Below are 24,878 nucleotides of genomic sequence, written 5' to 3'. Positions count from 1 at the left end.
GTCACTGAGGGGGAGGAAATCCCGGCCGGCGGGGAAGGAGGAGCGCGGCCAGGGGGCGGTACCCCGATCGCGGCCGGCGGGCCGGCACCCGCATCGCGGCTAGGTCCTAGCGGGCCGGCTCCAGTTCGGGGTCCTCGCGCAGCTTGCCCAGCGCGCGCGACACCGCCGACTTCACCGTGCCGACCGACACGCCGAGCACCTCGGCGGTCTGGGCCTCGCTGAGGTCCTCGTAGTACCGCAGGACCACCATCGCCCGCTGCCGGGCCGGCAGCCGCAGGACCGCCCGCCACATCGCGTCGCGCAGCGCCTGCCGCTCGGCCGGGTCGTCGCCGCCGGCCGCGGGCTCCGGCTCGGGCAGTTCGTCGCAGGCGAACTCGTCCACTCTGCGCTTGCGCCACTGCGAGGTCCGGGTGTTCAGCAGCGCCCGGCGTACATAGCCGTCGAGCGCGCGCTGGTCCTCGATCCGCTCCCAGGCCACGTACGTCTTGGCGAGCGCGGTCTGCAGCAGATCCTCGGCATCGCTCGGGTTCGCGGTCAGCGAGCGCGCGGTGCGCAGCAGCACCGGCTGACGGGCCCGCACGTACGACGCGAACGACGGGTAGGCGGGAGTCTGCCGCCCGGGTGCGGCGGCGGCCGAGGCGCTGGTGCAGACGGGTGTGGTCATGGCTCCACGCTAGGAGCGGGCCCGGTCCGGCGGATCGGCCGCAGGTCCCGAAGGCGAGTCCCCCTCAGGTTGTAGGGGTGGGGCTGCCTCCACCTCCTGAAGGTGGACTGCGAGTGCGTCCCGTCTGCGGGTACGACCCGGAGGGGTCAGCCGTCCGCCGTCAGGACCAGCCCCGATGTCGGCACCCCGGTGCCGGCCGTCACCAGGGTGCGGGCCGCCCCCGGGACCTGGTTCACGGCCGTGCCCCGCAGCTGGCGGACCGCCTCCGCGATGCCGTTCATGCCGTGCAGGTACGCCTCCCCCAGCTGCCCCCCGTGCGTGTTCAGGGGCAGCCGCCGCTCCGCCACGAAGTCCGCCGCCTCCCCCCGCCCGCAGAACCCGAACTCCTCCAGCTGCATCAGCACGAACGGGGTGAAGTGGTCGTACAGGATGCCCACGTCGATGCCGTCCGGGCCGAGTCCGCAGGTGCGCCACAGCTGGCGGGCCACCGTGCTCATCTCCGGCAGGCCGGTGAGGTCGTCCCGGTAGAAGCTGGTCATCTGTTCCTGTGCCCGGCCCGCGCCCTGGGCCGCCGCAGCGATCACGGCGGGCGGCTGCGGCAGATCCCGGGCCCGTTCCACGGAGGTGACGACGACCGCCTGCCCGCCGTCGGTCTCCTGGCAGCAGTCCAGCAGGCGCAGCGGCTCGGCGATCCAGCGGGAGGCGGCGTGGTCGGCGAGCGTGATCGGGCGGCCGTGGAACCAGGCGGCCGGGTTGGTCGCCGCGTACGCGCGGTCCACCACGGCCACGTGCCCGAACGCCTCCGGCGTCAGCCCGTACGCGTGCAGGTACCGCTGGGCCGCCATCGCCACCCAGGAGGCCGGGGTGAGCAGCCCGAACGGCAGCGTCCAGCCGAGCGCCGCCCCCTCCGCCGACGGCTCCCGGTGCTGCACCCCCGCGCCGAACCGGCGGCCCGACCGCTCGTTGAAGGCCCGGTAGCAGACCACCACCTCGGCCACGCCCGTGGCCACCGCGAGGGCCGCCTGCTGGACGGTGGCGCAGGCCGCCCCGCCGCCGTAGTGCACCCGGGAGAAGAAGGACAGCTCGCCCATCCCGCAGGCCTGGGCCACGGTGATCTCCGGGCTGGTGTCCATCGTGAACGTCACCAGCCCGTCCACGTCGGCCGGGGTGAGCCCGGCGTCGTCGAGCGCGGCCCGTACGGCCTCCACCGCGAGGCGCAGCTCGCTGCGGCCGGAGTCCTTGGAGAACTCGGTGGCGCCGATGCCGGCGATCGCCGCGCGTCCGCCGAGGGTGTCGCGGGTGCGCAGGCTCATGATCCGGCCTCCGGGACCGTGACCGTCACCGTGCCCGTCACGTGGTCGCCGAGACCGTTGGCCCCGACGACCCGGACGACGGCCGTGTCGCCCTCGACCGCCTCGACCCTGCCGGTCAGCACCATGGTGTCCCCCGGGTAGTTGGGCGCGCCCAGCCTGATGGCGACCTTGTGGAGCACCGCCGTAGGGCCGAAGTGGTCGGTGACGTACCGGCCGACCAGGCCGTTCGTCGTCAGGATGTTCATGAAGACGTCCGGCGCGCCCTTCTGCCGGGCCAGCTCCGGGTCGTGGTGGACGTCCTGGTAGTCGCGGGAGGCGAGGGCGCCCGCCACGATCAGGGTGCGGGTCACCGGGATCTCCAGCGGCGGCAGCCGCTCGCCGGCCCTCACCGGTCCACCACCCGGAACACCGGCAGCGTCAGCTCCTCGTCGCACCGCAGGAACTCGACCCGGACCGGCAGCCCGATGCGCACCTTGTCGTACGGCACCCCGATCACGTTGCTCACCATCCGCACGCCCTCGGCGAGTTCGATCAGACCGACCGCGTACGGGGGGTCGAAGGCCGGGAAGGGCGGGTGGTGCTGCACCACGTAGGAGTAGACCGTGCCCTCGCCGCTCGCCTCCACCGTGTCCCAGTCCGGGCTTCCGCAGGCGTTGCAGCCCGGCAGCCAGGGGTGGCGCGGGGTGCCGCAGGCCGTGCAGCGCTGGAGGAGCAGCCGGTTCCCGGCCACGCCCTCCCAGAAGCCGGCGTTGTCCCGGTTGATCACCGGGCGGGGGCGGCGGGCCCGGGGCCTGCGGGGCGCGGGGGCGTACTTGAGGATGCGCAGGCGGTGGACGCCCACCGGTTCGCCGTCCACCCGGACGTCCATGCGGGTCGTGACGAAGTAGCCGGTGCCCAGCCTGGTCGTCTTGCGGGCGGACACGTGCTCGATGACCGTGTCGAAGGCGATCTCGTCGCCCGGCCGCAACGGCCGCAGGTACTCCTGCTCGCAGTCGGTGGCCACCACGGCGGTGCAGCCCGCCGCGTCCAGCAGGCCGAGGAGTTCGTCGTACGCACCGGTGCGGCCCCGGTGTCCGGTCAGGCCGCCCATCGTCCAGGCCTGGAGCATGGTGGGCGGGGCGATGGCGTCCGGGCCTCTGTAGGCCGGGTTGGTGTCGCCCAGCGCCTCGCACCAGTGCCGGATCATCGGCGCGTTCACCGGGTCCTTGCCGGCACCGGCGACGGCGGCCGGCCGGCCCTCGAACGTCTTGAGCCGCGCGCCCAGTTCGTCGTGCACCTGCTCGTCGCTCACCGGCACCCCCTGGTCTCACCAGACGGTTTCTGACTGTCCGTCAGATCGCTTGGAGTGTCAAGGTCGGCCGCGGTCGGGCCGGAGCACCGGACGACTCCGACGCGGGCGGCACCGGGGCGCCGGAGAAACGCCGGCGCGGCGGCACCGAAACACCGACGCGTCACGCCCCCGAAGCACACCGGCCGACCCCGCACCGGCGCGTCACCCTGCCCGCCCTTCCCATTTTCGAACGCGTGTACGAACATGGAGTCATGGCCACCATCGACCGGCAGGCCACGACGCTGGCCCTCGCACACGCTCTGTCAGCCGCCGAACGCGGACTGGCCGTGCTCCCCCTGTCCCGGACGAAGCTCCCGGCCCTGCGCTCCCCGCACCGCGACGGCCCGAGCCCTGCGGAGCGGCCCTGCCACGGCGAGTGCGGCCGCTTCGGCCATGGCGTGTACGACGCCTCCACCGACCCCGTCCGCATCCGCGAGCTCTTCGCCGCCGCGCCCTGGGCCACCGGCTACGGCATCGCCTGCGGGCTCCCCCCGTACCACCTGATCGGCGTCGACCTCGACACCAAGTCCGGCACGGACTCCTCGGCCGCCCTGCGCGAACTGGCCCTGCGCCATCTGTTCACGATCCCGGAGACGGTCGTCGTCCTCACCCCGAGCGGTGGCCGCCACCTGTGGCTGACCGGCCCGCCCGGCACCGCCGTACCGAACTCGGCCGGCCGGCTCGCCCCCGGCATCGACATCCGGGGCGCCGGCGGCTACCTCGTCGGCCCCGGCTCCCGCACCGACCACGGCGTCTACACCGCCGCGCCCGGCACCGCCGACCTCGCCCCCGCCCCCTGCCCGCCCTCCCTCCTGCGGCTGCTGCTCCCGCCGCCCCGCGTGCCCCACCCCACCCGTCCGGCGGCGGGCGACCACGGACAGGGACTGGTCCAGTTCGTGCTCGGCGCGCACGAGGGGCAGCGCAACACCCGCCTGTTCTGGGCGGCCTGCCGTGCCTACGAGAACGGCATCGGGCCCGCCCTCGCGGACCCGCTGGTGGCCGCCGCCCTCGACACCGGGCTGACCGAACGCGAGGCCCGCGCCACGATCGCGTCGGCGGCCCGGCTGACCGGGCACCGGCCGTGAGGCGGGCGGGGCCGGCGATCAGGCAGCGTGCATGACGAAGGCCCCCGACCGGCTTCGCTGGTCAGGGGCCTTCCGTCCACGCGGTGGGTGTGGGATTTGAACCCACGGTGACATCGCTGCCACGACGGTTTTCAAGACCGTTCCCTTAGGCCGCTCGGGCAACCCACCTCGCTCCTCGCCCACCTGGGGCAGAGCGGGTACAGCGTACCGGCCTCCGGCCTCTGACGGGGCTCCTGGTCCACACGGGGTCCACTAGCTCCGACCCGGCCCAGTCCTCGGGATCGACCCTTGGCTGGCACACTACCCATGCCGACGGCCCAGACGCCTACTGCCGTGCCGGCCGCGTCCGTCCTCCCCTGGTCTACCACCCATGATGGAGGAGCCTGGACAGCGGTTCACCGCGAACCTTCGTTGTTCCTAGTGACTAGAAGGGCGGGGACTCGTCGAAATCGAAGACATCAGAGTCTTCGGCCAAGCCGGGGTCTTCTACGGAGAGGCGATCCTCAGCGATCCCCTCTTCGAAGGTGAGAGCTCGCTCGGCGCTCTCCAGGAGATCCGCGTACGTAAGTACCTCGACCCGTGTTAGGTGAGAGTTGTAAGTGCGGATCGCTTGATCAATGCTCCTTCTTGTCGCCAGCGGAGCATTCACGTGGTCAGGGTGACCAATCAAGACCGTCGCTTTTGCCCGCCTCATGTCGTACCTTACGCCCAGCTCGTTCTCGTATGTAGCTTGGAGGTTAAGCCCTTGCTCATCGAGCGCCCGAAGGTAATTCTGAGCCTGGCCGACCGCTTCGTGTACGTCGTTACCGACGATCCAATGATTGCGGTGTCGCTTAACGAGTCGCGGAATATTTGGGCCCTTGAGTTCTACGATGTGCAGGGAGCCGTCTGAGCAGATGAGCGGGATGTCGTGCTGATCGAGGTAAGTCATGTCCCGGCGGTTGGCCATGCCTGTGTATTTCCCGCCAAAGAGCCAGTAGTTGTCGCCGATGGAAGACTGCATCTGCGTCTCATTGGTTCCGGGCGTTTCGGCGAGCCGCTTAAGATGGGCGACCACTTGTCGACGCTGGGCGATGACGGCTGCTTCTGTGGCCGCTAAGCCCGCAGGGGTTGAAGCAAGCCCAGACACTACGGCACTAACGTCGCCTCGCTCGGCAAGGGCGCGTCCTAGTTCTGCCGCATCGATTCCCGTTGCTTCTAGGATTGAGAGAATACTTCCCGTGACGGAGCCGTCTTTGATAACCCGGTAACTGCCAGGCTCGGTGAAGTGTTCATTGAGAAACGCAGCGAGACGAAGAATCTCTCCATTCTCGCAGAACCAGGAGCTTGAGGCGTCATCGAAGTCATACCCCTGCCCCCAAGGTGATGAGCCATACGTGCGAAACCGTAGCTCCTGCTTTTTCACTTCCCCTGTGACTGGGTCTCCGTAGCGTGCCAGGTAAGCCGCTTTATAGGCTCTCGGCCCCTTCTTGAGCTCAATGCCGACACTCCCGAACTTTCCCGACGATTCATCGCCAGGAACGTGCCAGACATTGAGGTTTTCTTCCTCGTTTTCCAAGGCCCCCCCCTTGGTGGATCTAGAAGAGGTTGTAGATTCGCACCCATACCACATGTTTGGCAATCGAAAGGGTGTTCGTGGAGATCTTGGCAGCATGATCGAAGGTGCGAACGGCTGGTACAGCAACGCCGGCCGCGAGTTGCCTGCCAACGTGATCGGACTGACACCACCGGGCCCACCTGGCGTGCGGGACACTCCGACTACGCGAGTTCCGCATCGGATGCCCCACGCCTTTGCGCCACATGTGCCGCTGGGCGTTGTACTCCGCGTCGACCTTGAAGGGATCGCCGCAGCGAGAGTGAGCGCCACACTCACAGCGCCAATGCCAGAGCGTCCGAGTGCTCGGACCGCCGCCACCACTGCCCGACCGCGCCGCAGCCCCCTGGAGCGCGCGCCCGATGATCAATGCCCCACCCACGGCCACCGCTGTCACGCCACGGACGGCCCATCGTGGATCTTCACGCGCGGCACCGTAGCGTCGACCGATGGCTCGTGCACCCAAGTAGCTCAGTTCGCCATACGAGTGGCTAGCCGGGAGGCCTGCCACACGCCGAGATTGGGAGCTATACCGACCGTCTCGCCGATAGTTCGGGATGAAGAGGTCGCGTGCCACAGCCGTGCCAGATACAGGGGGTAGCTGCAGTCAGCAGCGGGGATGAGCCGGCGCATCCGTGCCCGTTACCCCAACCGATGAAGCCGCTGGTCACCGGCAAAACACCCCCGCCCCTCTCCCAAATCAGGTGTCGCAGGTTCGATCAGCCGAGGTAGGGCCGCTCACGGTGCTCCAGGAAGTGGCGGATCCGGAGGCGCTGTGTGTGGTGCATCGGCAACTGATCGATCTCGTCCGGCGGGATAAACCGCAATTCCGTGGACTCGTCCGAGATTGCGAGCCGGCCCCCGACCACGCGGGCGGTGAAGCAGACATTGAACTGCCTGCGCACTTCACCGTCCGAGTAAGCGATGACGTGGCGCGGGTCGGTGTACGTGCCCACGAGCCCGGTGATCTCTACGTCAAGACCGGTTTCTTCTTTCACCTCGCGGACGGCCGTTCCTGGAAGTGAATCGGTCATCTCCATGCCGCCGCCAGGTAGCGCCCATAGATCGTTGTCCCGGCGGCGCTGAAGGAGTACGCGCCCTTCGTCGTCGGTGACCACGGCGGACGCAGCGACCACCAGGCTGTTAGGCTCGGGTGCCGCTGGGTCGTCGTAGTACTCGGTCCGTGCCATGGTCACCCTTCTCGCACCGGCGTCGCGGTTTCCCACACCGCGTCGAAGCTGCTGGCGTAGGTGTCGAACATGCCGCCCTTCCCGCTGCGCCGGAGATGCCACACCGGAGCACCGTAGGCATTCACGCCCCAGACATGGGCATTGACCAGTGCTTGGTCATCCGCACGATAGATCGAGTTGTAGAGCGTGGTGGAATGGGTCCGAACCTCGATGCCAGGTACCCCGGCAAGGGGGCGATAGTGCATGAGGGCGAGTCGGCAGCGTGACTCGATCCCGTGGCCGAACCTCTCTTCCTCGCCGCGCTGTTGGACATTCGTACTGTCCGGGTCACCGATCGCGATACGGACCGCACACCCGTCGTCCGCTCGCTCTCGCAACAAGTCGTTGAGCCGCGGGTACGCCTCGTGCAGGAAGACGGCGGCGTACACCAGCACGTCGATGTGCTCGCGCGCCTGGGTCAGCATGTCCACGAAGGTGGACACGGGGATGTCCGCCCGCTGGTCGTAGAGAGCCATAAGTTCCGGACTGACAGCGCGGGCAGGGCGTGCCTGCCGGAGCGCGGGCCATAGAGCGTGCACATCTTCTCCTAGTATTTCCGCTGCCAGCATGGCCGTGGCCCGGCGCGGCGTACGCCCCAGATTGACCCATCGTTCAACGGACTTGGGGTCGACTTCGACCTTGTCCGCAAGGGCGGCGTAAGTCCAGCCGCCGGCCGCCATGGCAGCACGTAACCTCTCGTTCGGCATCCCAATCTCTCCTAACAGCCGGGGACGGCACTAGGGACGTTCTACCCGACGCGGGACGTCCCGAAGTGGGGTTTGTCGGAGGTTCCGACGTCCTGATGAGCGGCAGGATGCTCGTCCGCATGGCGAGCAACCAGCAGACCAGACCAGGCATCGGTGAACTGGCGAAGGACACTGCCAGTGGACGTATCGGCGTCGTCATGGGCGAGGTCGGTGCCCGGGTGCAGATAAGGCCCGTCGGCGGCGGCGTCGAGTGGGATGCCCTGCCGGACAACGTGGTGGCCCCGACCGCGCGGGAAGAACTGAGCGCCCGCCTGGCCATCAAGAACGGCAACAGCCGGGACGGCCTGTGATGCGCGCCATCGGCCGGTATGCCGGGGTCCTGTTCATCATCCTGATCAGCGGATCGTGTGGCCTGGTGATCGGCATGGCCCTCGGCACCAGCCAGTAGCGCAACTGCCTCGCGACGGGTGCCCGTTTCCCTGCTCCCCGTTCCTTCCCCGTGCTCAGTCCTCTCCCTGGCGGGGACTGGTCGCCACCGGAGACTCGGGGGCGGCACACCGCCCGATGCCCCCCGCCCCCGCGTCTTTCCTGGTTCCCCCCGGCGCGGGGGCGGGTCCACCACTCGACCGCTGAAGCACACCCGCCGTTCTGCGGCACAGTCCTGCCCATCTACCGAGGGGAAGACGCGGTGACCACCTATCCCGTATCGCCGAACACCGTGCTCGCCAACGCGCTCACGAGTGCGGAAGACCTGATCAGGCCGCACATCGTCAACGCGGAGCCCGAGCGCATCGTGTTCGTGGTGGGGACGCAGATCAACGGGGCCCCGCACATCGGAACGTCCCTGGTCCAGTCGCTCACCTTCGCCACGGCGGCCCGCATCCGGGACCGGTTCGGCGTCCCGGCCGTTGTGCAGTTCGGCGCTCTGGACAACGCCCCGTACGCCATCGTCACCGACAAGGAGAGCGGTCACCGCTATCAGCGGGCCTACGCTCACGCCCTCGGCGCGGCCGGCATCGCCGAGCAGATCGACAAGCTCTACCGGCCGCTGTTCACCGCGCTCTCCGAGCGGCTGAGGGTGCCGTTCTCCGTGGAGACGTACAGCCAGCAGCAAGCGGCCCAGCACTTCCGGCGCACCTGGCTGCGGGTGCTGCCCCGCATGGACGCTGCCCGGTGGTACCTGTCCCCGTCGTCGGGTGTGCCGCACGTCCGTGTCCCCTGCCCGCGTCCCGGCTGCGGGTGGGCCGAGAAGTACGCCGAGCGCACCCGTGTGCGTGACGATGGCTTCGAGCAGGCAACGGTCTCGGCCGTGTGCCTGCACCATGGCGAGTACGAGGTCGTCATCGAACCCACCGATGGTGGATACCTGGACCTGGCCACCCTGTACCGGAACCTCGTCAAGGAACTGATGATCAGCGGGGCAGTCGGCACCCTGTACGTCATGGTCAAGGGCAGCGACTGGATGCCCGGCTGCATCCTCGTCGACGGTGCCCTACAAGCGGTCGGCCTCACCCGCGGGCAATTGCCCGCCCGGCTGTTCTGCCCCCAGGTGGTCACGGACACGGGCGCGAAGCTGTCCAAGTCCCTCATCCGCGAGGGCCGAGCACCCTTGCCGGACGGTACGGCCCCGTGGATGCTCGACACCCGAGAGTGGCCCGGCTCGTTGGCTGAGTACGTCGACCGCTTGCTCGGTCTGACGGACGTGTTACTCGCCGACCCCCGCCACTTCTTCCGCTCGTACTCGGCCGGTGAACTCGGCCGGCTCATGTCCACTGCAACAGCTAGGAGCGTTCCCGCCCGATGACGGAAACTGCCGCCGCGCGCGTCCACGAACTGAACCTCTACCGCCGTTACTTCGATCTTGTCGCCGCTGGTCAGAAGACGATCGAGGTGCGGGTGAAGTATCCCCACCTCGCAGACCTGGCCACCGGAGACGTCATCCGCTTCCGCATCAAGGGCACGGACGAGACCTGTGACGTCCTGGTGAAGCGGGTCACGGAGTACAAGACGTTCGAGGAACTGCTCGACGGGGAGGGCCCGGCGAACGTCAACCCGGCCTCCTCCCGCGAGCAGCAGCTCGCCAACATCCGCGAGATCTACCCGGCGGAGAAGGAAGCGCTCGGCGCGCTCGCCATCGAAATCGAGCTCCTGCCGCAGTAAGCCCGTCGTACCGCCCTTGCTCCCCCGAGAAGGCGTACGGCTTCCCCGGCGCCCGTCGCTCGCCACCCGTGCTCGCGAGCGGCGGGCGCCCACAAGCAAGAGCCGGGCCCGGGCCGGGGCGTGGGGGCATGGTCCCCTCGGGTCAGTTGTCGCCCACCCGGGAACCCAACGTCAGTTCCACCGTGTGCTCCTGGCCGCCCCGCTTGTAGGTGACCGTCACCTTGTCGTTCGGCTTGTGGGTCCAGATCTCGCCGATCAGGGTCGGCCCGCTGTCGATCACGTGGTCGTCGAGCTTGGTGATGACGTCACCGGGCTTGAGGCCGGCCTTGTCCGCCGGGCCGCCCGCCTCGACCGCGGCGGCGCCGCCCGTGCCCTGGTCGGTGATCTGCGCTCCGTCGCTGGAGTCCTGCAGGGAGACGGAGGCGCCGATGCGCGCGTACACCGGCTTGCCGGTCTTGATCAGCTGCTGGGCGACGTACTTGGCCTGGTTGATCGGGATGGCGAAGCCCAGGCCGATCGAGCCAGACTGGCCGGTGCCGAAGCCGCCGCTGCCGGTGGACTGGATCGCGGAGTTGATGCCGATGACCGCGCCGGAGGCGTCCAGCAGCGGGCCGCCGGAGTTGCCGGGGTTGATGGACGCGTCGGTCTGCAGGGCGCTCATGTACGACGCCTTGCTGGTGGAGCTGCCGTCGCTGGAGGCCACCGGGCGGTCCTTGGCGCTGATGATGCCGGTGGTGACCGTGTTGGACAGGCCGAAGGGGGCGCCGATGGCGATGGTCTCGTCGCCGACGGCCACCTTGTCGGAGTCGCCGAGGGCGAGCGGCTTGAGGTCGGAGGGGGCGTTCTTGAGCTTGATGACCGCGACGTCGTAGCCCTGCGCGTGGCCGACGATCTCGGCGTCGTACTTCTTGCCGTCCGGGAAGGTGGCCGTCAGCTTGCCGCCGTCCACGGCGTCCGCCACCACGTGGTTGTTGGTGACGATGTGGCCCTGGGTGTCGAAGACGAACCCGGTGCCCGTGCCGCCCTCGCCGTTGGTGCTCTCCGCCTGGATGGTCACCGTGCTGGGCAGCGCCTTGGCGGCCACGTTGGCGATCGTCCCCGGCGCGCGCTTGACCTGCGTGGCGCCGCTGTCGGACGCGGAGACGGTGGTGGAGCCGCGGTCGTCCCGGTCCTTGGCCAGGGTGTAGCCGAGGCCGCCGCCGAGTCCGCCCGCCACCAGCGCGGCCACCAGGACCGCCGCCACCAGTCCGCCGCGTCCGCCGCGCGGCTTGGGGGCGGGCTGCTGGTACGTGCTTCCCCAGCCGGTCCCCGCACCGCCGGAGCCGCCGTCCACGTAGGCCGGGGTGGCCGGCGGCGGAGGCGGCCAGGAGCCGTCGGGGGCCGGGCCGGGCTGGTGCGCGGGGCCGTGGTCCGCGGCGGAGGCCGCCGGGGCCTCGTGGTGCACGGGCGGGAGCGGAGCCGTCGGCGCGTTGCCCTCGGGCGCGGGGCCCTGCGGGGAAGCGGCGGGAGAGGCCATCGGCACGGGAGGTGCGGACGGCGCCGGGGGTACCGCGTTGCCCTCGTTCTCGGTGCTCACAGGTCTTCTCCTCGATCCACGCCTGGTGTCGTCGCTCGCACTGGTCTGCAGTCAGCTTTTCCCATGGGCCGTCAGAGCACCATAAGCGGTGGCTGTGGGTCCGGCAGCCGTCTTTATATAGGTTTATAGAGGATCTTTCGAGCAAAGGTTTTCAATCGTGCATGCCCTATGCCCCCGTTCGTCGCACGGACGCGCCCGCGCCGCCACGTGTACCCGGCGACGGTGGCACCATGACGCGGTGACCCACGCACGACAGCACTCCCTTCAGGTCGTCGCCCACCGCGGCGCCTCCGAGGACGCTCCCGAGCACACCCTCGCCGCCTACCGGAAGGCGATCGAGGACGGCGCGGACGCCCTGGAGTGCGACGTACGGCTGACCGCGGACGGCCATCTGGTCTGCGTCCACGACCGGCGGGTGAACCGTACCTCCAACGGCCGCGGCGCGGTCTCCGCGCTGGAACTGGCCGATCTGGCCGCCCTCGACTTCGGCTCCTGGAAGACGCGCGAGGCCTGGCGCGGGCGGGACGAGGAGCCCGACTGGGAGCACCGGCCGGAGGACCGCGAGGAGACCTCCGTGCTCACCCTGGAGCGGCTGCTGGAGCTCGTCGCGGACGCCGGGCGGCGGGTGGAGCTGGCCATCGAGACCAAGCACCCCACCCGCTGGGCGGGCCAGGTCGAGGAGCGGCTGCTGACCCTGCTGAAACGGTTCGGGCTGGACGCGCCGGTCTCCGCCGCCGAGTCGCCGGTCCGGGTCATGAGCTTCTCGGCGCGCTCGCTGCACCGCGTGCACGCCGCGGCGCCCACGCTGCCGACGGTGTACCTGATGCAGTTCGTCTCACCCCGGCTGCGCGACGGCCGGCTGCCCGCGGGCGTGTGCATCGCGGGCCCCTCGATCCGCATCGTGCGCGGTCACCCCGGCTACGTGGAGCGGCTGAAGCGGGCCGGTCACCAGGTCCACGTGTGGACCGTGAACGAGCCCGAGGACGTCGATCTCTGTGTCGGGCTGGGCGTCGACGCCATCATCACCAACCGCCCGCGCGCGGTGCTGCGACAACTGGGCCGCTGATCCGGCCGGAACCCCCGTACCCCCTGCCTGGGCGGTCCCGTCACGGGGGGTGCTCCGGCGCGTTCGCTGCGTGTCCACCCGTGTCGAATGCGTCACCGGAAGAGGATTGGCCGGTTTCCGGTACAGGCCGAGAGGGCATCCACTCCGTGGCGTGGGGCGAAGGAGGTCTCGGGGGTGGCGTTGGTGGTGGCACAGGAGGTGCCCACGTCGTCGAGCATGGCCGTACCCCATGGCCCTGCGGGCGTGGGGAAGGCGCGGCACCGGATGCGGGCGCAGCTGCGCAGCGGTGGCGTATGCGAATCGGTCATCGACGATGCCGTACTGATCCTTTCCGAACTGTTGAGCAACGCCTGCAAGCACGGGCGGCCCCTGGGGGACGCGCCGGCCGGGGACGGGGACGTCCGCGCCGCATGGCGGGTCGACGCGCGGGGGCGGCTCATCGTGGAGGTCACGGACGGCGGCGGCCCGACCCGCCCGGCGCCGGCCACGCCCTCGGTGACCGCGCACGGCGGTCGCGGGCTGAACATCATCACGGCCCTCGCCGACGACTGGGGCGTCCGGGACGACGTCCAGGGCGAGGTGACGGTCTGGGCGCTGGTCCACGAGGACGTCCACGATCCCGATGCCGGGTGCCGAGGCGACGGTTTCGCTACGCGCGTCACCCGCTCCGTACCGCTGCCCGACCTGTCCGGCCTGGCCTTCGCCGACGCGTTCGACGACGCGTTCGACGACCTGGACTGAACCAGGGCGGCAGCGGGCGTGTCCTCCATCCACCGCCCGCGCATTCACCCACCGGCGTCGAGCGCGCGTGCGTTGTCCACAGGTTCCCGTCGGTCATGGTCCGAACGGCTAGGCTCCGGACGTACGAGAAGAGCCGTAACCGGGAGACACCCACCATGGCCAAAAAGCGACCCCAGACGAAGGCCAAGCCGCAGCTGATCGACGGGGAGATCCCGGTTGTCGGCGCCCGCGAACCCTGCCCCTGCGGCAGCGGCCGGCGTTACAAGGCCTGCCACGGCCGGGCCGCCGCGCACGCCGCGACCGAACTGGTGCAGCGCCCGTTCGAGGGACTGCCCGGCGAGTGCGACTGGGTCGCGCTGCGGGAGCTGGTCCCGGCCGCGACGGCCGAGCTGACCCTGCGGGGCGGCCTGCCCGAGGGCGTCCCGTCCGTCACCCTGGCCACCGTGCTGCCGATGGCCTGGCCCGCGCTGCGCCGCGACGACGGCTCGGTCCTGCTCGGCCTGCAGAACGACACGGCGTCCGGCGACATCAGCCGCGACCTCGCCGACACGCTGCTGCGCGCGCTGGAGGCCACGCCCGGCACCCCGGTGCAGGGCCGCCGGGCCCCCGCCGAGGGTCCGCGCCTGCAGGATCTGATCGACCCGGAGGGCGCGTTCGAGCCGGTCGTGCACAGCGGCTTCGAGTTCTGGGTGCCGGACGCGGAGAACGCCACCCCGGAGGTGGCGGCCTCCCTGGAGCGGGCCAACGCCGCCGCCATCCCGACCGTGAAGCTGTCCGGCGTCGACGCCGCCTACTGGTGCGAGACCCCGGAGAAGAACCACCTGCGCTGGGTCATGCCCCACCCGGAGGAGCAGCTTCTGGACGCCCTCGCGCGGTTGCACGCGGCGGGCCGCTCCAGCCTCGGCGAGGGCACCCGGCTCGTGGGCTCCTTCCGTGCTCACGGCCTCATCGTGCCGGTCTGGGACCTCCCGACCGGGGTCACCGCGGAGGACGTGGAGAAGCCGGCCGCCGAGTTCGCCGAGCGCCTCGCCGCCGCCCTCGCCGTCCAGGAGCCGCTGACTCCGGACGAGCGCCGGGCGCGCGGCGGCCTGACCAACCGGCAGGTCACGCTCAGCTGACGCTCCGCGCGCGGGTGTCACGGCTGACCGGTCGGTCAGCCGTGACACCGGACCGTGCGGCAGGTGACTCCTGTCACAACTCCCGGGTCCGACAGGGCAATCGGTGTCCGAATAGCCAACCCGGAATTTGCGAACCGCCGATCTCTTGTTACCGTTCCAGTAGCCCGGTTGCTGGTGCATCCCCCGTCGCCAGCAACCGGGCCTTTCCATGCCCGCGTACGGCGGACAGCGCGCAGCCGGTCGCCAACTCCCCCGCGCCGCTCAGGAGTTGCTGCCGGAGCGAAGCAGCAGCGCACCCTCCGGGCCGCGCTCGGCGAACTCGGTGACGGCCGTGTAGGCGTCCGGCCCGCCCCGGCTGCGCTCGCGCGGAGTCTCACAGGTGGCGGGCTCGTCGTCGGCCCCGGTGGCACAGCGCATCTGCACGGTCCGGTCGCCCGGGCCCATCAGGCTCAGCACGGAGTCCAGCCGCCGGCCGGTGGCGTTGCGGTAGTAGGTGCGCGCCCAGGTGTCCTCGCCCCGCGTCAGCACACAGGTCTGCGCCTCGATGCCGTCGGGCGAGGTGAGTTCGGGGCCGCAGCGGGCGGCGGTGGCGAGTCCGAGGCCGGGCGGCCGGGGGGAGCGGCCACCGGTGTCCGGGCGGGCCTTGGCGTCACCGCGGGAGGCGGCCGGTACGTCGGTCCGGCCGGCGTCGCCCGCCTGCCGCGCGGAGGCCACGGCCAGCGGCAGCGCGACCATGGCCGCCACGAAGCCCGCGAGGGCGAGCAGACGGAGCTGCCGGGGGTCGGACTTTCGGTGGTTCCGCCGGCCGCGGTGCGGCCGTGGGGCGCGGTGGCCGCCCGGTTGACGCTGCATATGCGGACGATAACGAGCGAACGGGGCTCGCCGGCCCCGCCCGCGCCCGACACCCCTACAACTCGGGGGCGCTCACACCCGTACGAGTGAGGGCGTCGACCACGGCGTCCACGACGGCCTCCACATCGGGCACCCAGGGCGCGGCCGAGCCGGGCAGCGGCGCCCGCTCCCAGCGGACGGCGCCCTGGCCGGTCTCGGACGGGGGCAGCGCGAGATAACCGCCCTCGCCGTGGAAGCGCAGGGAGCCGGGGACGAAGTCCTTGGCGTAGAGCAGTTCGCCGAGCTGCTCCATGGAGTAGGGCTTGACGAGCAGCGCCCAGCGGGCGGGCGAGGCGATCACCGGTCCGAGCCGCATGCCGCGCCGGTCGAGCAGGGCGAGGGCACGGGAGGCGGCGAGCGCCGGCAGGCTGACCGCGCAGGGCGCCTTGCCGCCGGTGGCCAGGACGACCGGGGCGGCCGGCCGGTTGGTCCACCACCAGCGCACCATGCGCGCGTCCGTGGTGGCGGCGAGCAGGCCGGGGTCGAAGGGGTGCGCGCCGGGCACCGTGCACTCCGGGTCGGGGCAGGCGCAGCGGGCCCGCCCCTGCGGGTCCGGCGCCACACCGGGGAGCACCGGCCACTGCCATTCCGTGGCGAAGGTCAGGGCCGCGCCGATCAGTTCAGGCCTCCCGTCGTCCCGCCTGGACAGACGCCTGCGTCGCCTTCCGAGGATCTCGCGCATGAGCGCTCGTTCCTTTCCGTTGCACCGCTGGCAACACCGTGGGCTACATCACACCATGTGTCGATCACTTCACTGTGCGTACCTGTTGGCGCATCACACCCCCGCGTACGGCAGGGGGAACCCCAGGGGGTCGAGCGTTGGCCGCGTCCGCGTCCATCGTGCGTCTATCAAAAGCACGGCTGCGGCATGGGGGTGGCGAAGTCTGGCGTTTTGCCGTCGCGCGTATTTCTCTCCGCCTCCGCCACGGGAGGATGGGGCTCGGCCGTCGGTGGCTATGACGCCCGGGTCCGTCGCCAGGTTCCGGGTGGCCCCCAACCACCCCTGGCCTTCTCCGAGTACGTACCCATCACGACCGCTGTGACGCTCCGTGGAGCAACGCCAGTCGACCGCAATGAACCGATACCTAAGGCAGTTTTGAGCCAACTTGGCAGTAAGGCAAGGGGTTCAGGAAAAACCCTCACCAACCTCATGGACACCAGGAATCCCCGCAGGACAATGCTGGACATCCCCTCACGAGTGCGTGTACATGTGGAGACACTGCTAGCGGCGCAGAATGACATGGGGGTTTGCGATGCTTTTGAGCAATACGCACCGGTCTGAAGGCCGGGCGCCATGAACGCCCCGCACCCTCCGAAAGTGGCTGGAATCGATCCTACGGTTCCCACGCGCGCACACACTGCCGCACCCGTCTCCCCCACCTCCGGCCCCGCCCCCGCGGTCCCGGCGCCGCACAGCCCCGCCCCCGGTGCCCTGCTCCAGGACCGGCTGGCCGGCTGGGTCTCCGATCTCACGACCCTCCACGAACTCACCGAACGCCTCTCCCGCACCAGCGCCCTCGACCCAGCCCTGCACGAACTCCTGCGCGCCGGCGCCGCCCTGGTCGGCGCCCGCCGCGGCCTGGTCGTCCTGGAGCCCGCCGACGGCGGCGGTCCCCGCACCACCCTCGGCCTCGGTCTCGGCCGCGCCGACCTCGGCCACCTCGAGACCGTGCCGCGCGGCGCCCTGCCGTACGACGCCGGCGGCGTCGCCGAGATCGTCCACCCCGACCTGTTCGCCGAGGACGGCCTGGACCCGCGCCACCGCGAGGTGGCCGCCCGCCTCGGCTACGCCGCCAGCTACGCCCTCCCGCTCGCCACCGAGTCCGCCGGCCGCCTCGGCGCCGCCGTCTGGCTCTACGACGAACCGGCCGAGCCGCACGAGCGCCGGCGCCACCTCGCCGGCCTGTACGTCCGGCACGCCACCGAGCACCTCGCCCGGCTGCTGGAGGTGGAGCGCACACGCGCGTGCGTGGCGACCCTCACCGACGAACTGCTGCCCGCCCGGCTGCCCCGGGTGGCCGGCGTCCAGCTCGCCGCCCGGCACCGCACCGGCCCGCGCGGCGGCGGCGACTGGTACGACGCCCTGCCGCTGCCGGAGGCCGCCCTCGGCCTCTCGGTCGGCTCGGTCACCGGCTCCGGGCCGAGCGCGGTGGCCGCCATGGGGCGGCTGCGCGCCTCCCTGCGCGCGTACGCCGTGATGGAGGGCGAGGACCCGGTCGCCGTCCTGTCCGACCTGGAGCTGCTGCTGCGGCTGACCGAGCCCGCCCGCTCGGCCACCGCGCTGTTCGCCTACTGCGAGCCCGCCGTGCGCAAGGTCACCCTGGCCGGTGCCGGGCACAGTCCGCCGCTGCTGATCGGCGAGCGGCGCACCGAGTTCGCCGAGACCTCCGTCTCCGCGCCGCTCGGCATGCTCGCCTGCTGGGAGGCGCCCAGCGTGGAGATCCAGGCGGAGGCCGGGGAGACGGTCCTGCTCTACACCGACGGGCTGCTGCACCGTACCGGCGACCCCATGGACCGGGCCTTCGCCCGGCTGCACGCCGCCGCCGCGGGCGTCCCGCGCGCGGTGCGGCAGGATCCGGGAGCCGTCGCCGACCACGTCCTGCGCGCGGTCCTGCCGGACGGCCTGGACGCGGCCGACAGCGAGGAGGACGTGGTCCTGCTGGCGGCCCGGTTCGACTGAGCCCCACGGTCCGGGCGGCCGGCATGACCGGGCATAACAGGTCATCCGCCCCCGCCCGCTCCTCGTACGACCGTACGATGATGGTGGTCCCCGCTCGGCCACAAGCAGGAGCGTCGCGGGCCCCGGGGGAGATCAATGGCGTATCGAGGAGGATCACGTGTCCGACGAGCTCAACCCGGCTGTTCCCGACTCCGCTACCGCGGAGGGCCCGGAGACCGAGGCCGAGGAGACCGTCAAGCAGCGGAAGAACGGCCTGTACCCGGGCGTCTCCGACGAGCTGGCCGAGAACATGAAGTCCGGCTGGGCCGACACGGAGCTGCGTGACCTGAAGCCGATCCCGCAGGCCGCCGAGACCGCGCGCCGCCGCGCCGCGCTCTCCGCCCGCTTCCCGGGCGAGCGGCTGGTGATCCCGGCGGGCAACCTGAAGACCCGCTCGAACGACACCGAGTACCCCTTCCGCGCCTCCGTCGAGTACGCGTACCTCACCGGCAACCAGACCGAGGACGGCGTCCTGGTGCTGGAGCCCAAGGGCGACGGGCACGAGTCCACCCTCTACCTGCTGCCGCGCTCCGACCGCGAGAACGGCGAGTTCTGGCTCTCCGGCCAGGGCGAGCTGTGGGTCGGCCGCCGGCACTCCCTCGCCGAGTCCGAGGCGCTGTACGGCATCCCGGCCGCCGACGTGCGCGAGCTGGCCGACAAGCTGCGCGAGGCCACCGGCCCGGTCCGCGTGGTGCGCGGCCACGACGCCGGCATCGAGGCGGCCCTGACCGACAAGGTCACCGCCGAGCGCGACGAGGAGCTGCGCGTCTTCCTCTCCGAGGCCCGTCTCATCAAGGACGAGTTCGAGATCGGGGAGCTGCAGAAGGCCGTCGACTCGACCGTCCGCGGCTTCGAGGACGTCGTCAAGGTCCTCGACAAGGCCGAGGCGACGAGCGAGCGCTACATCGAGGGCACGTTCTTCCTCCGCGCGCGCGTGGAGGGCAACGACGTCGGTTACGGCTCCATCTGCGCGGCCGGCCCGCACGCCTGCACCCTGCACTGGGTCCGCAACGACGGCCCGGTCCGCTCCGGCGACCTGCTGCTGCTGGACGCGGGCGTGGAGACGCACACCCTCTACACCGCCGACGTCACGCGCACGCTGCCGGTCAACGGCACGTACAGCGAGATCCAGAAGAAGATCTACGACGCCGTGTACGAGGCCCAGGAAGCCGGTATCGCGGCCGTGAAGCCGGGCGCCAAGTACCGCGACTTCCACGACGCCGCGCAGCGCGTGCTGACCGAGAAGCTCGTCGAGTGGGGCCTGGTCGAGGGTCCGGTCGAGCGGGTCCTGGAGCTGGGCCTGCAGCGCCGCTGGACCCTGCACGGCACCGGGCACATGCTCGGCATGGACGTCCACGACTGCGCCGCCGCGCGGACCGAGACGTACGTGGACGGCACGCTGGAGCCGGGCATGGTGCTCACCGTCGAGCCGGGGCTGTACTTCCAGGCCGACGACCTGACCGTGCCGGAGGAGTACCGGGGCATCGGCGTCCGGATCGAGGACGACATCCTCGTGACGGAGGACGGCAACCGGAACCTCTCCGACGGTCTGCCGCGTCGCTCCGACGAGGTCGAGGCGTGGATGGCCTCCCTGAAGGGCTGATCTGCGTTTGAATGGCCGGGTACCGGGGAGGTGCCCGGCCATTTCGCGGTACGTCACGTTGGGGGGGATCGTGAACGACTTCTGGTCCGGTTTCGGTGCGGATCTGCACCTCGAACCCGACTCGTTGGACGGCCGCCGGGTAGGGCTCGAACGAGCCCTCCGGGACGCCGTACGGGACGGGCGGCTCGCGCCCGGTACCCGGCTGCCCGCGACCCGGCGGCTCGCGGCCGACCTCGGGATCTCGCGCGGCACCGCGAAGGCCGCCTACGACCAGCTGGTCGCCGAGGGGTATCTGACGGCACGGCAGGGCTCGGGCACCCGGGTCGCCGAGCTGCCGGCCGTGCAGGCGGAGGAGCCGGGGACGGACACGCGCGCGCGTGCGCCGCGTCTCGATCTGCGTCCCGGCAGCCCGGACGTCGGCGCGTTCCCGGCGGCGGCGTGGCTGCGCGCGCTGCGCCGCGCCATAGCGACGGCGCCCTCGCTGGCGTACGACTACGGCGACCCGCGCGGCCGGATCGAGCTGCGCACCGCGCTCTCCGGCTATCTGGGGCGGGCGCGCGGCGTGCTGGCGCCGCCGGAGCGGATCGTCATCACCTCGGGCTATGTGCAGGGTCTGGCGCTGCTCACGCGGGTGCTGGAGGGCGCCGCCGTCGCCATGGAGGACCCGGGGCTGCCCTTCCACCGGGAGGTGGTGCGGCACAACGGCGGAACGGTGCTGCCGGTGTCCGTCGACGCGCGCGGGGTACGCCCCGAGGAGCTGGGCGAGGCGGCGGCCGTGGTGGTCACCCCGGCCCACCAGTACCCGACCGGGGTGACCCTGCACCCCGAGCGGCGCCGGGCGCTCACCGACTGGGCCCGCGCGCGGGGCGGACTGATCGTGGAGGACGACTACGACGGCGAGTTCCGCTACGACCGCCAGCCCGTGGGCGCGGTGCAGGGGATGGCACCGGGCCAGGTGGTGTACCTGGGCACCGCCTCCAAGACCCTGGGCCCGGCGCTGCGGCTCGGCTGGATGGTGCTGCCGCCGCACCTGGTCGACGCGGTCGCCGACGCCAAGCTGCACAGCGACCACCACACCGAGACCATCGGCCAGCTCGCGCTCGCCGAGCTGATCGACAGCCACGCGTACGACCGCCATGTGCGCGCGTGCCGGCTGCGCTACCGGCGGCGCCGGGACCAGCTGCTGGACCGGCTGGGGGCGCGGCGGAGCGTGCGGGGGATCGCGGCCGGCCTGCACGCGCTGATCGAGGTGCCGGACGAGGACGCGGTCCTGGCCCGCGCGGAGGCGGAGGGCCTGGCGCTCGGCGCCCTCGGCGACCACTGGCACAGCCCGGGCCCCGGCCGTCCCCAGGGCCTGGTCGTCGGCTACGGCACCCCCAGGGAGCGGGTGTACCCGGAGGCCCTGGACACCCTGGCGAAGGTCCTCGGGCAGCTCGGCGGCACCGGCAGAGCGGCCCTCAGGCCGTGAGGAGGGACGGGTCCTTCCGCCATTTGAGGATCTTGTCGAAGCTGACCACCGTCCCGCCCCGGCCGGGCCTGGCGCCGATGTGGACGTGGTCGGCCAGTTCGCGGATCAGACAGAGCCCGCGGCCGTGCTCGGCGTCGGGCCGGGGCGGCCGGGGATCCTGCGGGCGGGCGAAGCCGGGACCGGAATCGGCCACTTCGATACGGCACTTCTCGCCGTCGAGATAGGCGGTCACCCGGTACGCCTCCGAGGCGCCGCGCGCGGCGTCCCCGCCGTGCTCGACCGCGTTCGCGCAGGCCTCGCTCAGGGCGACGGACAGGTCGTACGAGACCTCCGGGTCGACCCCCGCCGTCTCCATCGTGCCGATCAGCAGCCGCCGGGCGAGCGGCACGCTGGCAGCCTCGCGCCGCAGATGGAGTGACCACCAGATGCTCATGCTCCAGCCTCCAGGCCGCGGCTCGACATACCGTTACGTATTGCCGCCCGTAGGCGGCCGTAAGCACTCCGTCGGCGTGACCGCGCCCATACGGCCGATGCGCCGGGGGAGGAATCGGTGTATGAGGGACACCTCAGGCGCCCTGCCGTGTGCGCGCGGTAAGGGCAGTGCGATGATGGGCCCGCCATGACTGCCCCCCACCCACGCACGGCGCACCCCGGAGCCGGGCTCCGGATTCTGCGGGCCGCGGTGTTCGCCGCGGTCTGCGTCGCGCTGGCCGCGGGCGGGCACTTCCTGGCCTCCTGCGCGCGCGTGCCGCTGTGGACGCTCGGCGCGGGCTTCCTCGGCACCCTGCTGCTCGTGGCACCGCTCGCCGGGCGGGCCCGCTCGCTGCCGGGCATCGCCGTGCTCCTCGCCCTCGGCCAGACCGTGCTGCACACGCTGTTCGGCCTGGGCCAGCACGGGGCGACGATGGCCTTTGCCGGGATGCCGAGGGGCTCCATGGGGGCGGCGTCGACGGCGGCCGGCGGGTCGACGGGCACCGTGCTGAGCGACAGCGCGCTGGTCGAACAGGCCACGCGGCTCATGTGCGGCTCGACCGCCGCGTCCCTCACTCCGGGGCACGCCTTCCGCCTGCTGCTCGACGCGCGTCTCATCGACCGCGCCGGCCGGCCGACGTCCGCCCTGGGCACCTTCGAGCACGCCCACGACGCCACCGGCGCCTCGGCCGGTCTGCTGCCCTCGCTGCCGATGCTGCTCGGCCATGTGCTCGCGGCCGTCGCCGCCGGCTGGCTGCTGCGCCGCGGGGATCTCGCCGTGCTGCGGCTGATCGAGCTATCGGCGCACGGAGTCGCGGAGGGGGCGCTCGTACGATCCCTGCGCGCGGCTCTCGCGCTGACGCGCGCCCTGTGCGCCGGGCTGCTGCCCGCCACCGGACCCGGCCCGCGCGGCCCGCGCCCCGACCGGGACCAGGCACCGGCCCCGCACACCGCCGTACTCCAGCACACGGTGATCCGGCGCGGCCCGCCCGCCGCCGCCCTCCTCCTCGCCGCCTGACGCGGCCACCGCTCCCCCGACAGGACCCGGTGCGCCGCCGACGCGCGGCACGCGTGCGTGCGCGTTCTTCCGCGCCGTACGGCCGGTTTCCGTGCCGTACTGCCACACCGCCGGTCACGCGCGCGTATCCCTCTTCATCACCGGTTCTCACTCAGAGTGGAGTGCTTCCTTCCATGAAGGCTTCTCGTCTCGCCGCCGCCGCTGCCGTCGCGGGTACGGCCGTCCTCACCCTGTCCGCTCCCGCCTTCGCGCACGTCTCCGTGCAGCCGGAGGGCGCCGCGGCCAAGGGCGGTTACGCGGTCGTGGACTTCAAGGTCCCGAACGAGCGTGACAACGCCTCGACCACCAAGGTCGAGGTGAACTTCCCGGCCGACCACCCGATCGCCTCGGTGATGCCGGAGCCGATCCCGGGCTGGAAGACCGACATCACCAAGTCCAAGCTGGCCAAGCCGCTGACCATGCACGGCGAGAAGATCGACGAGGCCGTCACCAAGGTCACCTGGACCGCCGACGGCAAGGGCATCGAGCCCGGCTACTTCCAGAAGTTCCCGCTCTCCCTGGGCGCGCTGCCCGAGAACACCGACCAGCTGGTGTTCAAGGCGATCCAGACGTACTCCAACAAGGAGGTCGTGCGCTGGATCGAGGTGCCGCAGGAGGGCCAGGACGAACCGGAGAACCCCGCCCCGGTCCTGGAGCTGTCCGCCGCCACCGACGACCACCACGGCACGTCGAGCGCCGAGAACACCGCCGAGAAGACCGAGAAGACGGCCGCCGCCGAGGACTCCGGCGACGGCAGTGACACCACCGCGCGCGTGCTCGGCGTGGTCGGCATCGTCGTCGGCGTCGCGGGCGTGGCCTACGGCGTCCTCGCGGGCCGCCGCCGCACCGCCGCCTGAGCCCTTCGTTCCGCAGCGCGCACCGGGCGTCGTGCGACCCCGTCACCCGGACCCGTCGTACGACCCCGGTGCGCGCCGGAGTTCACACATCTGGGACATTTTTCTATGCGCAAGAAGACGTTCGCCGCGGCCGTACTGCTCGCCGCCGCCACCCTGACCCTCTCCGCCTGCGGGAGCGATGACGACAGCCAGTCGCCGATCGCCGTGGTCTCGGGAGGAACCGACGCGGGCAAGGTCGCCACCGTGCTCGACCAGCCGTTCGACAAGCCGGACCTGGTCCTCACCGACACCCACGGCAAGAAGTACGACCTCCGCAAGGAGACCGAGGGACACCCGACCCTGGTCTACTTCGGCTACACGCACTGCCCCGACATCTGCCCGACGACGATGAGCAACATCGCCGTCGCCAAGAAGGCGCTGCCCAAGACCGAGCAGAACGACCTCCGGGTCGTGTTCGTCACCACCGACCCCGGCCGCGACACCCCGGCCGAGCTGGGCAAGTGGCTCAAGGGCATCGACCCCCAGTTCATCGGCCTGACCGGCGACTTCGCCAAGATCCAGGCCAGCGCCCGGTCCGTCGGCATCTCCGTGGAGCCGACGACGAAGGACAAGAACGGCAAACTGGTCTCCGTCCACGGCACCCAGGTCGTCGCCTTCTCGCCGAAGACCGACGCCGGGTACGTCCTCTACCGCGAGGACGCCACGGTCGACGACTACACCAAGGACCTGCCCAAGCTCGTCAAGGGAGCCAACCCGTGAGGCGCCGTGCCGCCGCCCTGACCGGGGGCGCGCTCGCCGGAGCCCTGGCCCTCACCGGCTGCTCCGGATCCGGCACGGGGCCGGACAAGGCCGAGTTGTCCGTCGGCTCCCCCTACATGCCCCAGCCCGTCTCCGCCGACATGGCCGCCGGGTTCCTGACGATCACCAACAAGGGCGGAGCCGGGGACGAGCTGACCTCGGTCACCAGTGACGTCGCCGGCGAGGTGACCATGCACGGCACGGCCGGCGGCGCCATGACGGAGAAGTCCGCCTTCGCGATACCGGCCCACGGACGGCTCGTGTTCAGAAGCGGTGGCAACCACCTGATGTTCGAGAAGCTGAAGCACGCGCCGAAGCAGGGCCAGACGGTCACCGTGAAGCTCACCTTCAGCAGGTCCGGGCCGCTCACGGTCGAGATGCCCGTGAAGTCCGCCACGTACAACCCGTCGACCGGACACTGAGGGAGGGAC

25 protein-coding genes and 1 tRNA gene are annotated in these 24,878 nt (G+C 71.4%); 14 read left to right on the top strand and 12 right to left on the bottom strand.

The features are described from left to right. Positions 1 to 106: 106 nt before the first annotated feature. The 4 genes from AB0L21_RS09135 to AB0L21_RS09120 all read right to left on the bottom strand — a co-directional run bounded on the left by AB0L21_RS09135 (position 107) and on the right by AB0L21_RS09120 (position 3,253). A complete protein-coding gene (locus tag AB0L21_RS09135) occupies positions 107 to 664 on the bottom strand; it encodes a SigE family RNA polymerase sigma factor (protein WP_365783032.1) in 558 nt (185 codons plus the stop codon). Between the two features lie 146 nt (positions 665 to 810). Further along, entirely contained in the window at positions 811 to 1,977 is a 1,167-nt protein-coding gene (locus AB0L21_RS09130; protein WP_365783031.1) for a lipid-transfer protein, read from the bottom strand. After that, positions 1,974 to 2,366 (bottom strand): MaoC family dehydratase, encoded by a 393-nt coding sequence (locus AB0L21_RS09125; protein WP_365783029.1) that lies wholly within the window; start codon positions 2,364 to 2,366, stop codon positions 1,974 to 1,976. The genes AB0L21_RS09130 and AB0L21_RS09125 overlap by 4 nt, the downstream gene beginning before the upstream one ends. Further along, positions 2,363 to 3,253, bottom strand: coding sequence for an OB-fold domain-containing protein (locus AB0L21_RS09120; protein WP_365783072.1), 891 nt, complete (start codon positions 3,251 to 3,253; stop codon positions 2,363 to 2,365). Before AB0L21_RS09120 ends, AB0L21_RS09125 begins: the two co-directional genes overlap by 4 nt. Before the next feature lie 266 nt (positions 3,254 to 3,519). On the opposite strand from AB0L21_RS09120, the gene AB0L21_RS09115 reads away from it, so the two are divergent. Then, positions 3,520 to 4,392, top strand: coding sequence for a bifunctional DNA primase/polymerase (locus AB0L21_RS09115; RefSeq protein WP_365700325.1), 873 nt, complete (start codon positions 3,520 to 3,522; stop codon positions 4,390 to 4,392). Between the two features lie 81 nt (positions 4,393 to 4,473). Here the strand turns inward: AB0L21_RS09115 and AB0L21_RS09110 are convergent. The 4 genes from AB0L21_RS09110 to AB0L21_RS09095 all read right to left on the bottom strand — a co-directional run bounded on the left by AB0L21_RS09110 (position 4,474) and on the right by AB0L21_RS09095 (position 7,922). Beyond that, a tRNA-Ser gene (locus AB0L21_RS09110) sits at positions 4,474 to 4,560 on the bottom strand. A gap of 256 nt (positions 4,561 to 4,816) precedes the next feature. Continuing rightward, on the bottom strand, positions 4,817 to 5,950 hold the full coding sequence (locus AB0L21_RS09105; RefSeq protein WP_365700323.1) for a Shedu anti-phage system protein SduA domain-containing protein: 1,134 nt from the start codon (positions 5,948 to 5,950) through the stop codon (positions 4,817 to 4,819). A 755-nt stretch (positions 5,951 to 6,705) separates the two neighbouring features. Further along, positions 6,706 to 7,176: an NUDIX domain-containing protein gene (locus AB0L21_RS09100; RefSeq protein WP_365783027.1), complete on the bottom strand. Its 471-nt coding sequence runs from the start codon at positions 7,174 to 7,176 to the stop codon at positions 6,706 to 6,708. Between the two features lie 2 nt (positions 7,177 to 7,178). Further along, positions 7,179 to 7,922, bottom strand: coding sequence for an XRE family transcriptional regulator (locus AB0L21_RS09095; protein WP_365700319.1), 744 nt, complete (start codon positions 7,920 to 7,922; stop codon positions 7,179 to 7,181). Positions 7,923 to 8,017: 95 nt separating this feature from the next. Between AB0L21_RS09095 and AB0L21_RS09090 the strand changes: the two genes are divergently transcribed. The 3 genes from AB0L21_RS09090 to AB0L21_RS09080 all read left to right on the top strand — a co-directional run bounded on the left by AB0L21_RS09090 (position 8,018) and on the right by AB0L21_RS09080 (position 10,082). After that, positions 8,018 to 8,272: a hypothetical protein gene (locus AB0L21_RS09090; protein ID WP_365700317.1), complete on the top strand. Its 255-nt coding sequence runs from the start codon at positions 8,018 to 8,020 to the stop codon at positions 8,270 to 8,272. Positions 8,273 to 8,610: 338 nt separating this feature from the next. Then, positions 8,611 to 9,726 carry a hypothetical protein gene (locus tag AB0L21_RS09085; RefSeq protein WP_365783025.1) on the top strand — a complete coding sequence of 372 codons (1,116 nt, stop codon included), beginning with the start codon at positions 8,611 to 8,613 and terminating at the stop codon, positions 9,724 to 9,726. Continuing rightward, a complete protein-coding gene (locus AB0L21_RS09080; RefSeq protein ID WP_365700313.1) occupies positions 9,723 to 10,082 on the top strand; it encodes an ASCH domain-containing protein in 360 nt (119 codons plus the stop codon). The genes AB0L21_RS09085 and AB0L21_RS09080 overlap by 4 nt, the downstream gene beginning before the upstream one ends. Positions 10,083 to 10,224: 142 nt before the next feature. Here the strand turns inward: AB0L21_RS09080 and AB0L21_RS09075 are convergent, their stop codons facing one another. Continuing rightward, entirely contained in the window at positions 10,225 to 11,658 is a 1,434-nt protein-coding gene (locus tag AB0L21_RS09075) for a trypsin-like peptidase domain-containing protein (RefSeq protein ID WP_365783023.1), read from the bottom strand. A 238-nt stretch (positions 11,659 to 11,896) separates the two neighbouring features. On the opposite strand from AB0L21_RS09075, the gene AB0L21_RS09070 reads away from it, so the two are divergent. The 3 genes from AB0L21_RS09070 (at position 11,897) to AB0L21_RS09060 (ending at position 14,583) form a co-directional block, all read left to right on the top strand. Beyond that, positions 11,897 to 12,724, top strand: coding sequence for a glycerophosphodiester phosphodiesterase (locus AB0L21_RS09070; protein ID WP_365700310.1), 828 nt, complete (start codon positions 11,897 to 11,899; stop codon positions 12,722 to 12,724). An 87-nt stretch (positions 12,725 to 12,811) separates the two neighbouring features. After that, positions 12,812 to 13,465 (top strand): ATP-binding protein, encoded by a 654-nt coding sequence (locus AB0L21_RS09065; protein WP_365783021.1) that lies wholly within the window; start codon positions 12,812 to 12,814, stop codon positions 13,463 to 13,465. 155 nt (positions 13,466 to 13,620) lie between these two features. Further along, entirely contained in the window at positions 13,621 to 14,583 is a 963-nt protein-coding gene (locus AB0L21_RS09060; RefSeq protein ID WP_365783019.1) for a DUF5926 family protein, read from the top strand. A gap of 261 nt (positions 14,584 to 14,844) precedes the next feature. On the opposite strand, the gene AB0L21_RS09055 is transcribed toward AB0L21_RS09060, so the two are convergent. Then, positions 14,845 to 15,318 carry a hypothetical protein gene (locus AB0L21_RS09055; RefSeq protein ID WP_365783070.1) on the bottom strand — a complete coding sequence of 158 codons (474 nt, stop codon included), beginning with the start codon at positions 15,316 to 15,318 and terminating at the stop codon, positions 14,845 to 14,847. Between the two features lie 172 nt (positions 15,319 to 15,490). Continuing rightward, positions 15,491 to 16,156, bottom strand: a complete 666-nt coding sequence (locus AB0L21_RS09050) for a bifunctional DNA primase/polymerase (protein ID WP_365700307.1) — start codon at positions 16,154 to 16,156, stop codon at positions 15,491 to 15,493. A gap of 612 nt (positions 16,157 to 16,768) precedes the next feature. Between AB0L21_RS09050 and AB0L21_RS09045 the strand changes: the two genes are divergently transcribed. The 3 genes from AB0L21_RS09045 to AB0L21_RS09035 all read left to right on the top strand — a co-directional run bounded on the left by AB0L21_RS09045 (position 16,769) and on the right by AB0L21_RS09035 (position 21,264). After that, entirely contained in the window at positions 16,769 to 18,154 is a 1,386-nt protein-coding gene (locus AB0L21_RS09045; protein ID WP_365700306.1) for a PP2C family protein-serine/threonine phosphatase, read from the top strand. 157 nt (positions 18,155 to 18,311) lie between these two features. Then, positions 18,312 to 19,796 carry an aminopeptidase P family protein gene (locus AB0L21_RS09040; RefSeq protein ID WP_365700305.1) on the top strand — a complete coding sequence of 495 codons (1,485 nt, stop codon included), beginning with the start codon at positions 18,312 to 18,314 and terminating at the stop codon, positions 19,794 to 19,796. 70 nt (positions 19,797 to 19,866) lie between these two features. Next, the gene (locus tag AB0L21_RS09035) at positions 19,867 to 21,264 is read left to right on the top strand and encodes a PLP-dependent aminotransferase family protein (RefSeq protein WP_365783017.1); all 1,398 of its coding nucleotides are present in this window, start codon (positions 19,867 to 19,869) and stop codon (positions 21,262 to 21,264) included. On the opposite strand, the gene AB0L21_RS09030 is transcribed toward AB0L21_RS09035, so the two are convergent. Further along, positions 21,254 to 21,697, bottom strand: a complete 444-nt coding sequence (locus AB0L21_RS09030; protein WP_365783015.1) for an ATP-binding protein — start codon at positions 21,695 to 21,697, stop codon at positions 21,254 to 21,256. The two genes, AB0L21_RS09035 and AB0L21_RS09030, sit on opposite strands and share 11 nt — an antisense overlap. A 186-nt stretch (positions 21,698 to 21,883) precedes the next feature. On the opposite strand from AB0L21_RS09030, the gene AB0L21_RS09025 reads away from it, so the two are divergent. The 4 genes from AB0L21_RS09025 to AB0L21_RS09010 all read left to right on the top strand — a co-directional run bounded on the left by AB0L21_RS09025 (position 21,884) and on the right by AB0L21_RS09010 (position 24,869). Continuing rightward, positions 21,884 to 22,753 carry a hypothetical protein gene (locus tag AB0L21_RS09025; RefSeq protein WP_365783013.1) on the top strand — a complete coding sequence of 290 codons (870 nt, stop codon included), beginning with the start codon at positions 21,884 to 21,886 and terminating at the stop codon, positions 22,751 to 22,753. A 173-nt stretch (positions 22,754 to 22,926) separates the two neighbouring features. Then, complete coding sequence (locus tag AB0L21_RS09020) at positions 22,927 to 23,649, top strand: YcnI family protein (protein WP_365783011.1); 723 nt, start codon at positions 22,927 to 22,929, stop codon at positions 23,647 to 23,649. 105 nt (positions 23,650 to 23,754) lie between these two features. After that, positions 23,755 to 24,408, top strand: coding sequence for an SCO family protein (locus AB0L21_RS09015; RefSeq protein WP_365783009.1), 654 nt, complete (start codon positions 23,755 to 23,757; stop codon positions 24,406 to 24,408). Beyond that, on the top strand, positions 24,405 to 24,869 hold the full coding sequence (locus AB0L21_RS09010; RefSeq protein WP_365783007.1) for a copper chaperone PCu(A)C: 465 nt from the start codon (positions 24,405 to 24,407) through the stop codon (positions 24,867 to 24,869). Before AB0L21_RS09015 ends, AB0L21_RS09010 begins: the two co-directional genes overlap by 4 nt. Positions 24,870 to 24,878 lie beyond the last annotated feature (9 nt).

Source organism: Streptomyces sp. NPDC052721 (assembly GCF_040678315.1).
GTDB lineage: Bacteria > Actinomycetota > Actinomycetes > Streptomycetales > Streptomycetaceae > Streptomyces.
Note: the sequence above shows the minus strand (reverse complement) of the source record. Positions and strands in the feature narration are given on the sequence as shown.

Excerpts from the sequence above, each read along its gene's own strand:
- AB0L21_RS09135 (WP_365783032.1), bottom strand. The coding sequence starts at position 664 with ATGACCACACCCGTCTGCACCAGCGCCTCGGCCGCCGCCGCACCCGGG.
- AB0L21_RS09130 (WP_365783031.1), bottom strand. The coding sequence starts at position 1,977 with ATGAGCCTGCGCACCCGCGACACCCTCGGCGGACGCGCGGCGATCGCC.
- AB0L21_RS09115 (WP_365700325.1), top strand. The coding sequence starts at position 3,520 with ATGGCCACCATCGACCGGCAGGCCACGACGCTGGCCCTCGCACACGCT.
- AB0L21_RS09100 (WP_365783027.1), bottom strand. The coding sequence starts at position 7,176 with ATGGCACGGACCGAGTACTACGACGACCCAGCGGCACCCGAGCCTAAC.
- AB0L21_RS09095 (WP_365700319.1), bottom strand. The coding sequence starts at position 7,922 with ATGCCGAACGAGAGGTTACGTGCTGCCATGGCGGCCGGCGGCTGGACT.
- AB0L21_RS09090 (WP_365700317.1), top strand. The coding sequence starts at position 8,018 with ATGAGCGGCAGGATGCTCGTCCGCATGGCGAGCAACCAGCAGACCAGA.
- AB0L21_RS09080 (WP_365700313.1), top strand. The coding sequence starts at position 9,723 with ATGACGGAAACTGCCGCCGCGCGCGTCCACGAACTGAACCTCTACCGC.
- AB0L21_RS09065 (WP_365783021.1), top strand. The coding sequence starts at position 12,812 with ATGCGTCACCGGAAGAGGATTGGCCGGTTTCCGGTACAGGCCGAGAGG.
- AB0L21_RS09060 (WP_365783019.1), top strand. The coding sequence starts at position 13,621 with ATGGCCAAAAAGCGACCCCAGACGAAGGCCAAGCCGCAGCTGATCGAC.
- AB0L21_RS09055 (WP_365783070.1), bottom strand. The coding sequence starts at position 15,318 with ATGGTCGCGCTGCCGCTGGCCGTGGCCTCCGCGCGGCAGGCGGGCGAC.
- AB0L21_RS09050 (WP_365700307.1), bottom strand. The coding sequence starts at position 16,156 with ATGCGCGAGATCCTCGGAAGGCGACGCAGGCGTCTGTCCAGGCGGGAC.
- AB0L21_RS09045 (WP_365700306.1), top strand. The coding sequence starts at position 16,769 with ATGAACGCCCCGCACCCTCCGAAAGTGGCTGGAATCGATCCTACGGTT.
- AB0L21_RS09030 (WP_365783015.1), bottom strand. The coding sequence starts at position 21,697 with ATGAGCATCTGGTGGTCACTCCATCTGCGGCGCGAGGCTGCCAGCGTG.
- AB0L21_RS09025 (WP_365783013.1), top strand. The coding sequence starts at position 21,884 with ATGACTGCCCCCCACCCACGCACGGCGCACCCCGGAGCCGGGCTCCGG.
- AB0L21_RS09020 (WP_365783011.1), top strand. The coding sequence starts at position 22,927 with ATGAAGGCTTCTCGTCTCGCCGCCGCCGCTGCCGTCGCGGGTACGGCC.
- AB0L21_RS09015 (WP_365783009.1), top strand. The coding sequence starts at position 23,755 with ATGCGCAAGAAGACGTTCGCCGCGGCCGTACTGCTCGCCGCCGCCACC.